The 12602-nt window shown below is 70.2% G+C and carries 13 protein-coding genes; 11 read left to right on the forward strand and 2 right to left on the reverse strand.

Going from position 1 to position 12602, the window contains the following annotated elements; genetic code table 11:
• Positions 1-174 precede the first annotated feature (174 nt).
• From RT688_RS20160 to crtB, 5 genes are read left to right on the forward strand one after another with little or no spacing between them, the layout of a single operon-like run.
• Positions 175-1143, forward strand: a complete 969-nt coding sequence (locus RT688_RS20160; protein WP_313706623.1) for a polyprenyl synthetase family protein — start codon at positions 175-177, stop codon at positions 1141-1143.
• 31 nt (positions 1144-1174) lie between these two features.
• Positions 1175-2503 (forward strand): glycosyltransferase, encoded by a 1329-nt coding sequence (locus RT688_RS20165; protein ID WP_313706624.1) that lies wholly within the window; start codon positions 1175-1177, stop codon positions 2501-2503.
• Positions 2496-3692, forward strand: a complete 1197-nt coding sequence (gene crtY / locus RT688_RS20170) for a lycopene beta-cyclase CrtY (protein ID WP_313706625.1) — start codon at positions 2496-2498, stop codon at positions 3690-3692. Before RT688_RS20165 ends, crtY begins: the two co-directional genes overlap by 8 nt.
• Positions 3689-5179 (forward strand): phytoene desaturase, encoded by a 1491-nt coding sequence (locus RT688_RS20175; protein ID WP_313706626.1) that lies wholly within the window; start codon positions 3689-3691, stop codon positions 5177-5179. Before crtY ends, RT688_RS20175 begins: the two co-directional genes overlap by 4 nt.
• A complete protein-coding gene (crtB, locus tag RT688_RS20180) occupies positions 5176-6150 on the forward strand; it encodes a 15-cis-phytoene synthase CrtB (protein WP_313706627.1) in 975 nt (324 codons plus the stop codon). The genes RT688_RS20175 and crtB overlap by 4 nt, the downstream gene beginning before the upstream one ends.
• Here the strand turns inward: crtB and RT688_RS20185 are convergent.
• A complete protein-coding gene (locus tag RT688_RS20185) occupies positions 6041-6580 on the reverse strand; it encodes a sterol desaturase family protein (RefSeq protein ID WP_313706628.1) in 540 nt (179 codons plus the stop codon). The two genes, crtB and RT688_RS20185, sit on opposite strands and share 110 nt — an antisense overlap.
• A gap of 112 nt (positions 6581-6692) precedes the next feature.
• Here RT688_RS20185 and RT688_RS20190 point away from each other — a divergent pair, with 112 nt between their 5' ends.
• Positions 6693-7103, forward strand: coding sequence for a DUF2141 domain-containing protein (locus RT688_RS20190; RefSeq protein WP_313706629.1), 411 nt, complete (start codon positions 6693-6695; stop codon positions 7101-7103).
• Between the two features lie 2 nt (positions 7104-7105).
• Here RT688_RS20190 and RT688_RS20195 read toward each other — a convergent pair whose 3' ends face one another.
• Positions 7106-7393 (reverse strand): hypothetical protein, encoded by a 288-nt coding sequence (locus RT688_RS20195; protein ID WP_313706630.1) that lies wholly within the window; start codon positions 7391-7393, stop codon positions 7106-7108.
• Between the two features lie 288 nt (positions 7394-7681).
• Here RT688_RS20195 and RT688_RS20200 point away from each other — a divergent pair, with 288 nt between their 5' ends.
• From RT688_RS20200 to aqpZ, 5 genes are all read left to right on the forward strand, one after another.
• Positions 7682-8107, forward strand: a complete 426-nt coding sequence (locus tag RT688_RS20200) for a DUF2141 domain-containing protein (RefSeq protein WP_313706631.1) — start codon at positions 7682-7684, stop codon at positions 8105-8107.
• A 7-nt stretch (positions 8108-8114) separates the two neighbouring features.
• Entirely contained in the window at positions 8115-9608 is a 1494-nt protein-coding gene (locus RT688_RS20205; protein WP_313706632.1) for a carotenoid oxygenase family protein, read from the forward strand.
• Positions 9609-9622: 14 nt separating this feature from the next.
• Complete coding sequence (locus tag RT688_RS20210) at positions 9623-10780, forward strand: histidine kinase (protein WP_313706633.1); 1158 nt, start codon at positions 9623-9625, stop codon at positions 10778-10780.
• 20 nt (positions 10781-10800) lie between these two features.
• Entirely contained in the window at positions 10801-11553 is a 753-nt protein-coding gene (locus RT688_RS20215) for a LytTR family DNA-binding domain-containing protein (protein ID WP_313706635.1), read from the forward strand.
• A gap of 142 nt (positions 11554-11695) precedes the next feature.
• Positions 11696-12460: an aquaporin Z gene (aqpZ, locus tag RT688_RS20220; protein ID WP_313706634.1), complete on the forward strand. Its 765-nt coding sequence runs from the start codon at positions 11696-11698 to the stop codon at positions 12458-12460.
• Positions 12461-12602 lie beyond the last annotated feature (142 nt).

Here is a 12602-nt window from a genome sequence, read left to right on the forward strand (position 1 = left end):
ATCCTGCCCCAACGACCTTGATGCAGAGGAAAGATGGCAGCAGAGCAAATTTGCCGAATTTATCTATACCGCACACGGTTGACAAGGTTGATCATTGTTTAACTTTATTTCCGGTATGATGGGCTGCAAATTCATCAATTTTCGACCATCCATATCTCGGCGGAGGAAACGCGCATGACTACGCAAGCACGACGGTTCGCCAGGCTCGATGTGGAAAACCGGGAAGACCTCGCGGGAGCCGAACTGGCCCTCGTCCGCCAGGAGCTCGAAGAGCGCCTGGCGTTCCTGCTGACCGACTGCGGTCCGCCGTCGGACCCGCTGGCGGGCGCCATGCGCGCCGCCGCGCTCGGCGCCGGCAAGCGCATGCGCCCGCTGCTGCTGATGCTGGTCGCGCGCGACCTCGGCTGCGATTCGCCGGCCCTGACCGACGTTGCCTGCGCCGTCGAGCTGGTGCACGCCGCTTCCCTGATCCTCGATGACCTGCCCTGCATGGACGACGCCCGGCTGCGCCGCGGCAAGCCGACCATCCACGTCCAGTTCGGCGAGGACGTCGCCATTCTTGCCTCCATCGCCCTGCTCAGCCGCGCCTTCGGGATCCTCGGCGCGGCCCAGGACGTGCCGCCCGCCGTGCGCGCGCGGCTGGTGGCGCGGCTGTCGCAAACGATTGGCGCCCAGGGCCTGGTGCGCGGCCAGTTCCTCGACCTGCAAGGCGGCGCCCGCTCGCCCGAGGAGATCGCCACCACCAACGAACTCAAGACCGGCGTACTGCTTGGCGCCGCGGTCGACATGGCGGCCATCATTGCCGAAACCGACGACTGCGTGGCGCAGGCGCTGCGCAACTTCGCGCTGGCCGCCGGCCACGCCTTCCAGATCCGCGACGACTTCCAGGACGGGCCCGGCATGGACAGCGCCGTCACCGGCAAGGACACCGGCAAGGACATCGGCAAGGCAACGCTGATCAACACGCTCGGCTTCAAGGAGGCCCGGCGCCGCCTGATGGAGCACCTGCTCGAGGCCGACCGCTGCCTGACCGACGCCATCGGCAGCAAGCAGGGCACGCGGCGCTTCGTGGGCAGCCTGTTCGGCCAGGACGCGCAGCTGCATTTCGCCGTCCAGGAACCCGGCTACGCCGTCCACCATTGACCACGCTGGCGCAGCGGTAAAGGACTTTCGCATGGCCCACTTCGGCGTGGTTGCACCGGCCTTCTACAGCCACTACAGCGCGATGGCGGCGCTCGGCGCCGAGCTGGCCGCGCGCGGCCATCGCGTCACCTTCCTGCAGCAGGCCGACGCCGGCGCCCACCTGAAGAATCTGCCGCTGGGCTTCCATGCGCTGGGCGCGGCCACGCATCCGGCCGGCTCGCTGACGGCGTCGGTACGGCGCGCGGCCAATCCCGGCGGCCCGCTCGGCCTGCGCCGCGTGATCCAGGACATGGCGCGCACCACCGACATGCTGTGCCGCGAACTGCCGCCGGCGATCGAGGCGCTCGGCATCGAGTTTCTCCTGTGCGACCAGATGGAAGCGGCCGGCGGCCTGGTGGCCGAAGCGATGAAGCTGCCCTTCGCCTCGGTCGCCAACGCGCTGCCGGTCAACCGCGAGCCCGGCATCCCGCTGCCGGTGATGCCCTTCGCCTATGAGGACAGCGAGCGCGCGCGCCACATCTACCAGGGCAGCACCCGCGTCTACGACTGGCTGATGGCGCCGCATGCCGAGGTGATCGAAGCGCACGCGCGCCGCTTCGGGCTGGGACCGCGCCGCGCCCTGCACGACTGCCTGTCGCGCTTGGTCGAGGTCAGCCAGACCACGGAAACCTTCGACTTCCCGCGGCGCGCCCTGCCGGCCCACTTCCACCACGTCGGACCGCTGCGCTTTTCGACAGGTATCGCCGGCGCCGCGGGCACGCCGGGCAAGCAGGCCATGCCGCCGGTCGCGCCCGGCCGCCCCTTCGTGTTCGCCTCGCTCGGCACCCTGCAGGGCGGGCGCTACGGCCTGTTCCGGCGCATCGTGCGCGCCTGCCGCCGGCTCGACGTGCAGCTGTTGGTGGCCCACTGCGGCGGCCTCGACGCGCGCCAGGCGCAAGCCCTGACGGAGGCCGGCGCCGACTGGGTCTGCGCCTTTGCGCCGCAGCAGGAAGCCCTGGCGCGCGCCGACGCCGTGATCTCGCACGCCGGCTCGAACACGGTCATGGATGCGATTGCCCACCGCACGCCCATCCTCGGCCTGCCGATCGCCTTCGACCAGCCCGGCGCGGCGGCGCGCATCCGCCATGCCGGCATCGGCCTGACCGTCGCGCCGCACTTCGCCACGCCCGGCCGCATCGCCAGCCGTTTGCAGCGCCTGCTCGACGAACCCGGTTTCGCGCAGCGCATGGCGCCGCTGGCCGAGGACCTGGCGCGCGCCGGCGGCACGCCGCGCGCCGCCGACATCATCGAAGAGGCGCTGGGCTTGCATCGTCCGGCTGCGCACGAGGACACGCCACAGGGCGTGGCCAGCCTTGGATAAGCCCGGCGCGGCGCAAGGCGAATCCGCCTGGGACCTGATCCTGGTCGGCGGCGGGCTGGCCAATGGCCTGATCGCCTGGCGCCTGCACACGACCCGCCCGGCCCTGCGCATCCTGCTGCTGGAAGCGGCCGGCCACATCGGCGGCAACCACACCTGGTCCTTCCACGACGGCGACTTGAGCCGGGAACAGCACGCGTGGCTGGCGCCAGTCGTCTCCGCGCGCTGGCCGCGCTACGACGTGGTCTTTCCCGAGTTCGCGCGCACGCTCGACAGCGGCTACGCCAGCGTGACCTCGAGCGACTTCGCGCGCGTGATCGAAGCGGCGCTCGGCCCCGCCCTGCGCCGCAACGCCCGCATCGACACGCTCGGCCCCACCAGCGTCACCCTGGCCGGCGGCGAAACCCTGCGCGCGCACGCGGTGATCGACGGCCGCGGCGTGCGCGCCACCAGCCGCCTGGCGCTGGGCTACCAGACCTTCCTCGGCCAGGAAGTGCGCCTGGCCGCGCCGCACGGCCTGACTGCGCCCATCATCATGGACGCCAGCGTCGAACAACAGGGCGGCTACCGCTTCGTCTACGTGCTGCCTTTCGATGCGCACAGCCTGCTGATCGAGGACACCCACTACGTCGACAGCGGCGCCTGGGAACCCGAGCGCCTGCGCGCGAACATCGCGGCCTATGCGCGGGCGCGCGGCTGGCGCATCGCCGAGCTGCTGCGCGAGGAGCACGGCTCGCTGCCGATCGTGCTGGCCGGCGACTTCGACGAGTACTGGCGCGACCTGGCCGGCCAGCCCTGCGCCGGCCTGCGCGCCGGCCTGTTTCACTCGACCACCGGCTATTCGCTGCCGCACGCGGTGCGCCTGGCCGAGCGTATCGCGGCGTTGCCGGATTTCAGCGCGCCGCGCCTGTTCGCCGCGATCCGCGACGAGGCAGGCAAGGCGTGGCGCCAGCAGCGCTTCTTCCGCCTGCTCAACCGCATGCTGTTTTTGGCCGGCAGTCCCGATCAACGCTGGCGCGTGATGCAGCGCTTCTACCGCCTGCCGCCCGGCTTGATCGAACACTTCTATGCCGGCCGCCTGAGCCTGGGCGACAAGGCGCGCCTGCTCACCGGCAAGCCCCCCGTACCCCTGCTGGCCGCCTTCTCGGCCGCCTGCAAGATCCACCCCCGTCAGATCAGGAAACCCGAATGAACGAACGCAAAACCGCCGTGGTCGTCGGCGCCGGCTTCGGCGGCCTGGCCCTGGCCATCCGCCTGCAGGCCAACGGCATGCAGACCACCCTGCTCGAGAAACGCGACAAGCCGGGCGGGCGCGCCTACGTCTACGAAGACCAGGGCTTCGTGTTCGACGCCGGCCCCACCGTGATCACCGATCCGTCCTGCATCGAGGAGCTGTTCGACCTGGCCGGCAAGCGCATCGAGGACTACATCGAGATGCTGCCGGTCGCGCCCTTCTACCGCCTGTGCTGGGAAGACGGCAGCCACTTCGACTACCTGAACGACCAGGAAGCGCTGGACCGCCAGATCCACGCGCGCAACCCGGCCGACGTCGAGGGCTACAAACGCTTCCTCGCCTATTCGAAGGCCGTGTTCGAGGAGGGCTACGTCAAGCTCGGCGCAGTGCCCTTCCTGTCGTTCCGCGACATGATCCAGGCCGGCCCGCAGCTGGCGCGCCTGCAGGCCTGGCGCAGCGTCTACGGCATGGTCTCGCGTTTCATCCAGGACGAGCACCTGCGCCAGGCCTTTTCCTTCCATTCGCTGCTGGTGGGCGGCAACCCGTTCGCCACGTCCTCGATCTACACGCTGATCCACGCGTTGGAACGGCGCTGGGGCGTGTGGTTCCCGCGCGGCGGCACCGGGGCGCTGGTCAGGGCCCTGGTCAAGCTGTTCGAGGACATCGGCGGCCGTATCGAACTGAACGCGCCGGTGGCGCGCATCGAAACGCAGGGCGAGCGCGCCACCGGCGTGCGCCTGGAAGACGGGCGCCTGTTCGCGGCCGACGCCGTGGCCTCGAACGCCGACGTGGTGCACACCTACGCCAAGCTGCTGGGGCACGACGCGCGCGGCGTGGCCGAGGCCCAGGCGCTGCGCAAGAAGCGCTTCAGCAATTCGCTGTTCGTGCTCTACTTCGGGCTGGACCATCACCATGCGCAACTGCGGCACCACACGGTCTGCTTCGGCCCGCGCTACCGCGAGCTGATCAAGGACATCTTCAACGGCGAGACCCTGGCCGACGATTTCTCGCTCTACCTGCATGCGCCCTGCGTCACCGACCCTTCGCTGGCGCCGCCCGGCTGCGGCAGCCACTACGTGCTGGCGCCCGTGCCCCACCTGGGCAATGCGCCGATCGACTGGGAGGTCGAAGGCCCGCTCTACCGCGACCGCATCTTCGCGTATCTCGAAAAGCACTACATGCCGGGCCTGCGCAGCCAGCTCGTCACCAGCCGCATCTTCACGCCGCTCGACTTCCGCGACCAGCTCAATGCCCACCACGGCTCGGCCTTCTCGCTCGAACCGATCCTGACGCAAAGCGCCTGGTTCCGCCCGCACAACCGCGACGGCGCACTGTCGAACCTCTACCTGGTCGGCGCCGGCACCCATCCGGGCGCGGGCGTGCCCGGCGTGATCGGCTCGGCCAAGGCCACCGCCGGCCTGATGCTCGGGGAGGCAATGGCATGAGCGAAGCCCTGATGGCGCACGCCACCCGGACGATCGAGGTAGGCTCGAAAAGCTTCGCCACGGCGGCCAGGCTGTTCGATGCCGAGACGCGGCGCGGCGTGCTGATGCTGTACGCCTGGTGCCGCCATTGCGATGACGTGGTCGACGGCCAGGAGCTGGGCTTTGCGTCGAACGCCCCGGCGCCGCACGACGCCGCCGCCGGGCTGGCCCTGCTGCGCGAACAGACGCGGCGCGCCTATGCCGGCGACGCCATGCATGACCCGGCCTTCGCCGCCTTCCAGGAGGTGGCCCTGAAGCACGCCATCGAGCCGCGCCATGCCATGGATCACCTGGCCGGCTTCGCCATGGACGTCGAGGGCGCGCGTTACGCGACCATCGACGACACCCTGCGCTACTGCTACCACGTGGCCGGCGTGGTCGGGCTGATGATGGCCTCGGTCATGGGCGCGCGCGACCCGCGGGTGCTGGACCGCGCCTGCGACCTGGGCCTGGCCTTCCAGCTGACGAACATCGCGCGCGACATCGTCGACGACGCCGCCATCGGGCGCTGCTACCTGCCGGCCGCCTGGCTGCTCGAGGCCGGCATTCCGCCGGACGAAGTGGCGCTGCCGCGGCACCGGGCGGCGCTGGCGAAAGTCGCCGCGCGCCTGGTCGACCATGCCGAGCCCTACTACGATTCGGCGGCCGCCGGCCTGTCGGCCCTGCCGCTGCGTTCGGCATGGGCGATCGCCACCGCGCGCCGGGTCTACCGCCAGATCGGCATCGAGGTCAAACGGCGCGGCGCCCAGGCCTGGGACCGGCGCGCGGGCACCTCGAAGCTGACGAAATTGTGGCTGCTGCTGCGCGGCGGACTGGACGCGCTCAGTTCACGGATTCGGACGGGGGCCGCGCCGCGTCCGGCGCACCTGTGGCCTCGCCCCGGTGGCGGCGCTGCAGGCGGCCTCCATGGTGTGCCTGCAACTGCCGCTTGAGCGTCTCGACCGGCGGCGCGTACAGGAAACCGAAGGACACCGCGCCGTCCTTGCCTTCCACCGCGTGGTGCATGCGGTGGGCCTGGTAGAGGCGCTTCAGGTAGCCGCTTTTCGGCACGTAGCGGAAGGGCCAGCGCCGGTGCACCAGGCCGTCGTGGGCAACGAAGTACAGGAAGCCATAGGCCGTCATGCCGGCGCCGATCCATTCGAGCGGATGGTGGCCGCGGGTGCCGGCGTAGATCAGGGCGATGGCGACGCCGGCGAAGACCACGGCGTACAGGTCGTTCTTCTCGAACCACCCGTCGCGCGCTTCGTGGTGCGACTTGTGCCAGCCCCAGCCGAAGCCATGCATGACGTACTTGTGCGCGACGATGGAAAAGATTTCCATCGCCACGACGGTGAGCACGACAATCGAGGTATTGAGCAGCATTTCAATGACGGCCAAGGAAACGGGAATGATTCAAGCCTACCATGGCGCACGGCGCGCACGGCTGGGATTTCCCTCGTCCCGGCTGCAACTTTTAACGGATAAAGGATAACGCATGTTTTTCAGGACAGTTCTGGGTTGCACCCTCTTCTGCGCGGCAACGGCCGCATCGGCGGCCACCGTCGAGGTGCGCGTGTCGGGCGTGAGCGCCGGCAAGGGCAAGGTGAACGTCGCCGTCTGCGACCGGGAGCGCTTCCTGAAGCAGTGCAGCCACAGCGGCTCGGCGCCGGCGAAGGCGGCCGAGACGGTCGTCACGCTGAAGGACGTGCCCCCCGGCACCTGGGCCGTGCTGGCCTACCAGGACGAGAACGAGAATAACGAACTCGACCGCAACTTCATCGGCATCCCCAGCGAAAACTACGGCTTCAGCCGCAACGCGCGCGGCAAGTTCGGGCCGCCGGGCTTCGACGACGCGGCGATCGAGGTCGGCGGCGACCGCACGGTAGCGCCGGTGACGTTGAAATAACCCTACCCTGCGTCGAACACCCGCATCAGGAAATGCATCTTGCGCGGCGCCCGGTGGCGCTCGTGGATCTCGCGCGTCAGCACCTCGACCCGGCGCGGCTGCAGCGCCAGCTGGCGCACGTCGATCGGCGCGCCGGCGGCCAGGTTGCCGGCGAACTGGGCCGCGAGCTGCTGGGACACGGTCCCGGTCAGCGTGACCGGCGCCCCGTGCAGCGTCGTCTTCAGCTCGAAGCTGCGCGACTCCGGCAGGACAAACACCGTTCCGACATATTCTTTGCCGATCTCTTCCATGATTGTCTCCTTCGACGCGCACTGTGCCACCGCGCCGCGTTGGCAAGGTCTGCACTTTTCCCTTCATGATAGCAAGCCGGCGGCGCGGCACAACGTCCGCGGCCTCCCTGCGCACAGGCCCGGCCTGCTTGCGCTGCCGCTTGTGTTGCCGCTTGGGCTGCCGCTTGTGTTGCAACTCGCGCCGTCCCGCTGCAACTGGCGCCGCCCCGCGCCCCGCTCGTCGCAAGGGCGAACGGCCCGGCGGGCGGCTCGCTACAGTGGCCTCATTCGAACCCACCGGAGACCACCATGCAAGCACGCCGCACCGCCGCCCACCTCGTCCTCGCCCTTGCGCTGTCCGCCGCCGCGGCCGCCCATGCCGGCGACCTCGTCATCACCGTCGAGGGCGTCAAGAGCAGCGAAGGCCAGCTCATGGTCGCGCTCTACGACTCGGCCGACGGCTTCCTCAAGCGGACCGTGAAAGCCGGCGCCGCGCCGGCCGCCAGCGGCGCCAGCACGGTCGTGATCAAGGACCTGCCGGCCGGCAGCTACGGCTTCGCCGTCTTCCACGACGCCAACGGCAACGGCAAGATGGACCAGAACATGATGGGCATTCCGGTCGAAGCCTATGCCTTCAGCAACAACGCCCTTGGCAACATGGGCCCGCCGAGCTTCGACCAGGCCCGCTTCACGGTCCCGGCCGCGGGCGCCGCCGTCACCGTCTCCCTGCGCTGAGGCCGTCATGGACCGCCGCCACTTCCTCCAGGCCGGGATCACCCTGGGCGCGCTCGCCGCCGCCGGCAGCGCCCGCGCCGACGCCGAGACCCTGCGCCGCTTCCACGCCGCCCTCTCCCGCGACAGCTCGCTCGCGGTCTACGCCGACCTGGCCGGCGAGCAGTCGGGCGCGGCCACCGTCAAGGGCCGCCTGCCGCGCGACCTGCAGGGCAGCTTCTATCGCAACGGCCCCGGGCGCTTCGAGCTCGGCGGCGAACGCTACCACCACTGGTTCGACGGCGACGGCTTCGCGCAGCGCTGGACCATCGCCGGCGGCAAGGTCGCCCACCATGGCCGCTTCGTCGAGACCCGTCGCTTCCTCGACGAATCGCAGGCCGGCCAGTTCCTGTATCCCTCGTTCGGCACCCACGTGGCGCGGCGCGGCGTGCGCGACAACGACACGATGAACGCCGCCAACACCAACCTGCTGCCCTTCAACGGCCGCCTGTATGCGCTGTGGGAAGGCGGCTCGGCCACGGAGATGGACCCCGACACCCTGGCGACGGTCGGCATCAAGACCTGGCGCGAGGACGTCCAGGCGATGCCCTTCTCGGCCCACCCGAAGCTCGACCCGGAGGGCGGCATGTGGAACTTCGGCGCGCTGCCTGGCGCCAACCGCCTGGCCCTGTACCGGATCGGCGCCGACGGCGCCCTGCAGCGCACCGCCGTCGTCGAGGTGCCGCAACTGGCCTTCGTCCACGATTTCGTGGTCAGCGCCAAGCACCTGATCTTCGTGGTGCCGCCCTACGACCTCAGCGCCGACCGCGGGCGCAGCCTGGCCGAGCGTCACATCTGGGCCGGCAGTGGCCCGCAGGCGCGGCCGACGCGCATCGTCGTGGTGGCCAAGGACACGCTCGCCGTGCGCCAGGTGTTCGAGCTGCCGCCGCAGATGGTGTTCCACTTCGGGAACGCGTGGGAAGACGGCGCCTGCACCCGCTTCGACCTGGTCCTGCACCAGGGCGATGCCCTGGCCGGTCTGGGCAGCCTGATGCATGGGGAGCGCCAGCCGAATACGCCCGGCCGCAGCCAGGCGGTGCAGGTCTGCCTCGACTACGCCAGCGGAAAGGCGACCACCACCCGCCTGCTCGGCGCCAGCGAGTTCCCGCGCGTGATGCCGCAGGTGGTCGGCCAGCGCCACCGCCGCCTGGCCCTGCTCGGCTGCGACCGCGCCAACCGCGAACTCGTGCTCGACACCGTGCACCTGGTCGACACCGACAGCGGCAAGGCCGACAGCTACCGCTTCGACGCCGGCTGGCAGGTCGAGGAACACGTCCTGGTCCCGCGCCGCCATGCGCGCTCGGAGACCGATGGCTACCTGGTCGGCGTGGCGCAGGACACACGCAGGGGCATCACGGCGCTGACGGTGTTCGACGCCGCCCATGTCGGCGATGGTCCGCTGGCCGTCGCCAGCTTGCCTTATCGCACCGCGCATTGCTTTCATGGTAATTTTGCGGGCTCATGAACCATTTCGCTTCCATGGACAACACCGAATCCGCCGCACAAGGCAGGCATCCGCTCGAAGCCATCCTGCCGCTGCGCCGCGCGCAAGCGTCGCCCTGGCGCGACCTGTTCTTCACCTTCGTCTGGAATTGCCTGGTCGGCACGGTGCTGGCGGCGGCCGACCAGCTGCTTGCCGCGCGGCCCGCGCCGATCGTGCCGAGCTGGCTGGGCATGCTGGCGGCCGCCAACATCGTGGGCTTCCTGATCCATGGCGCCCTGTCTGCCGTGTACCGCTGGGCGCCGCGGCTGATGACGGGCAAGCGCCAGACCCGGCGCCTGGTGCAGATCGTCGTGGCGGGCGTGTGCGCCGTCGTCGGCATCGCCCTTGCCCGGGTCCTGCTGTCGGGCGACGATCCGCTCGGCCTGATCCGCTCGCACGCGCTCACCAAAATCGCGGTCTACGCCGTCGTCACCGCCGTGATCATGCGCATCTCGCTCTCGATCGGCGAACGGCGCGCCGAGCGCGCGACCCAGGCCGCGCGCCAGCAGGAGCAGATCGCGACGGCCGGCCGGTTGCTGTCCGAGGCGCGCCTGCGCGCCCTGCAGGCGCAGATCGAGCCGCACTTCCTGTACAACACCCTGGCCAACGTGGTCAGCCTGATCGACACCCAGCCGGCGCAGGCGCGGCGCATGCTGGAGCGCTTCATCGACTACCTGCGCTCCAGCCTCGCCGCCAGCCGCGCCGAGGCCGCGACGCTCGGCGGTGAACTCGACCTGGTGCGCGCCTACCTCGACGTGCTCGCGGTGCGCCTGGGCCCACGGCTGCGCTACCGGATCGAGGCCGAACCTGACTGCCGGGCGCTGCCGATCGCGCCGATGCTGCTGCAGCCGCTGGTCGAGAACGCCGTCATGCACGGGATCGAACCCAAGCTCGAGGGCGGCGAGATCGTGGTGCGCGCCAGCGTCGTCGGCGACGCCTTGTGCGTCGAGGTCGGCGACACCGGCATGGGCCTGAACGGCGCGCCGCCGCGTCCGGGCGGCGGGGTGGGCCTGGCCAACCTGCGCGAACGGGTGCGCCAGCTGCACGGTCCCGGCGCCGGGCTACAATTACTCGAAAACCAACCCTGCGGCGTGCGCGCGCGCCTGCTGCTGCCATTCACCAAGGTGCCGCCATCGACTTCCCACGCGCCCTGATCGCCGACGACGAACCCCACCTGCTCGATTACCTGGCCGCCCAGCTGGCGCAGGCCTGGCCGGAACTACGCATCGTGCGCGCCGCCAACGGCGTGCAGGCACTCGAACTGATCGACGCGCTGGCGCCCGAGGTCGTCTTCCTCGACATCCGCATGCCGGGCTTGACCGGCCTGGAGCTGGCCGCGCGCCTGTGCGCCGGCGGCCGGCCGCCGCGCGTGGTGTTTACTACCGCGCACGAGGAATATGCGCTGAAGGCCTTCGAGCATGCCGCCTTCGACTACCTGCTCAAACCCATCGGGCTGGAGCGCCTGCAACGCACCGTCGACCGGCTGCGCGAGACCCTGCGCGCATCGACGCCGGCCCCGAGCGTGGCGCCGGACGCCTTGCAGGCCCTGCTGCGCCAGCTCGGCGCGGCCGGGGGCGCGACCGCACCCGTGCCGGCGCCGGCGCCGCTGCAATGGATCCGCGCCGCGCAGGGCCAGGAAACGCGCCTGATCGCCATCGACGAGGTGATCTACTTCCAGAGCAACGACAAGTACACCAGCATCTTCCTGCAGGACGGCGAAAGCCTGATCCGCACGCCGCTGTCGAAGCTGAAGGAACAGCTCGACCCGCAGCAGTTCTGGCAGATCCACCGCGGCGTGATCGTCGCCGCCCGCCACGTGGCCGGCACCCGCACCGACTTTCGCGGGCGGCTGCACGTCAGGCTCAAGGGGCGCGAGGAACAGCTCGTGGTCAGCCGCAACTACGTCGACCTGTTCCGCCAGATGTAGAGCGGGCGGCCTGTACCGTGCACCCGGGCGGGCTGTCGCAAAAAATCGACTGGCATGTCGCCACCGAGCGCCTAGAATGATTGGTGCCCCGCGGCGTCCGTGGCGGATGGCGCGGCTTCGTGCACCTTTCGAAGGAGTAGCCATGTTGCGCAAACTGATCGCCGAATTCATCGGCACCTTCTGGCTCGTGCTGGGCGGCTGCGGCAGCGCCGTGCTGGCCGCCACCTTCCCCGAGGTCGGGATCGGCCTGACCGGGGTGTCGCTGGCCTTCGGGCTGACCGTGCTGACCGCGTCCTATGCGCTCGGTCCGATCTCCGGCGGCCACTTCAATCCCGCCGTCACGCTCGGTCTCTGGGCGGGCGGACGCTTCCCCGCCAAGCTGATCGGCCCCTACATGCTGATCCAGGTCGCCGGCGCCATCGCCGCGGCAGCGGTGCTGTACGCGATCGCCAGCGGCAAGCCCGGCTTCGACGCGGCCGCCGGCTTCGCCGCCAACGGCTACGGCGAGCACTCGCCAGGCAATTACGCGCTCGGCTCCGCCATCATCTGCGAAGTGGTAATGACCTTCATGTTCGTGCTGGTCATCCTCGGCGCCACCCATGCGCGCGCCCCGGTCGGCTTCGCCGGCCTGGCGATCGGCCTGGCCCTGACCCTGGTGCACCTGGTCAGCATCCCGGTGACGAATACCTCGGTCAACCCGGCGCGCAGCACCGGACCGGCCCTGTTCGCCGGCGCCTGGGCGGTCTCGCAGCTGTGGCTGTTCTGGCTCGCGCCCCTGCTCGGTGGAACGCTGGCCGGCGCCCTGTACCGGACCCTGCTCGAACGCGAAGAGTCGCCCTCGGTGACCGGCGAACGCCGCACCATGCGCGGCGAGCGCCGCGGCGCGCTGGTGACGGCGCACCGCTGAGGGCACGGACAGCATATCGTCGCGTGGGCACGGGGTGCCTACGCCGGCCGTGCCCACCCTACGACGCCCGCTTCGACATGCACGCCAGCGGTGCACGCCGAGCGTCGCGGCACAGACGCGTACCGATTGCGCCTCGAGCATG

Origin of the sequence: Massilia sp. (genome assembly GCF_032106685.1) — a bacterium.
Classification (GTDB): domain Bacteria; phylum Pseudomonadota; class Gammaproteobacteria; order Burkholderiales; family Burkholderiaceae_D; genus Telluria.

Bases quoted from the DNA above. Each gene is read 5' to 3' on its own strand.
- RT688_RS20190 (WP_313706629.1), top strand. From the start codon at position 6,693: ATGTTTTTCAGGACAGTTCTGGGTTGCACCCTCTTCTGCGCGGCAACG.
- aqpZ (WP_313706634.1), top strand. From the start codon at position 11,696: ATGTTGCGCAAACTGATCGCCGAATTCATCGGCACCTTCTGGCTCGTG.
- RT688_RS20175 (WP_313706626.1), top strand. From the start codon at position 3,689: ATGAACGAACGCAAAACCGCCGTGGTCGTCGGCGCCGGCTTCGGCGGC.
- RT688_RS20200 (WP_313706631.1), top strand. From the start codon at position 7,682: ATGCAAGCACGCCGCACCGCCGCCCACCTCGTCCTCGCCCTTGCGCTG.
- RT688_RS20185 (WP_313706628.1), bottom strand. From the start codon at position 6,580: ATGCTGCTCAATACCTCGATTGTCGTGCTCACCGTCGTGGCGATGGAA.
- RT688_RS20160 (WP_313706623.1), top strand. From the start codon at position 175: ATGACTACGCAAGCACGACGGTTCGCCAGGCTCGATGTGGAAAACCGG.
- RT688_RS20210 (WP_313706633.1), top strand. From the start codon at position 9,623: ATGGACAACACCGAATCCGCCGCACAAGGCAGGCATCCGCTCGAAGCC.
- RT688_RS20205 (WP_313706632.1), top strand. From the start codon at position 8,115: ATGGACCGCCGCCACTTCCTCCAGGCCGGGATCACCCTGGGCGCGCTC.
- RT688_RS20165 (WP_313706624.1), top strand. From the start codon at position 1,175: ATGGCCCACTTCGGCGTGGTTGCACCGGCCTTCTACAGCCACTACAGC.
- crtB (WP_313706627.1), top strand. From the start codon at position 5,176: ATGAGCGAAGCCCTGATGGCGCACGCCACCCGGACGATCGAGGTAGGC.
- RT688_RS20195 (WP_313706630.1), bottom strand. From the start codon at position 7,393: ATGGAAGAGATCGGCAAAGAATATGTCGGAACGGTGTTTGTCCTGCCG.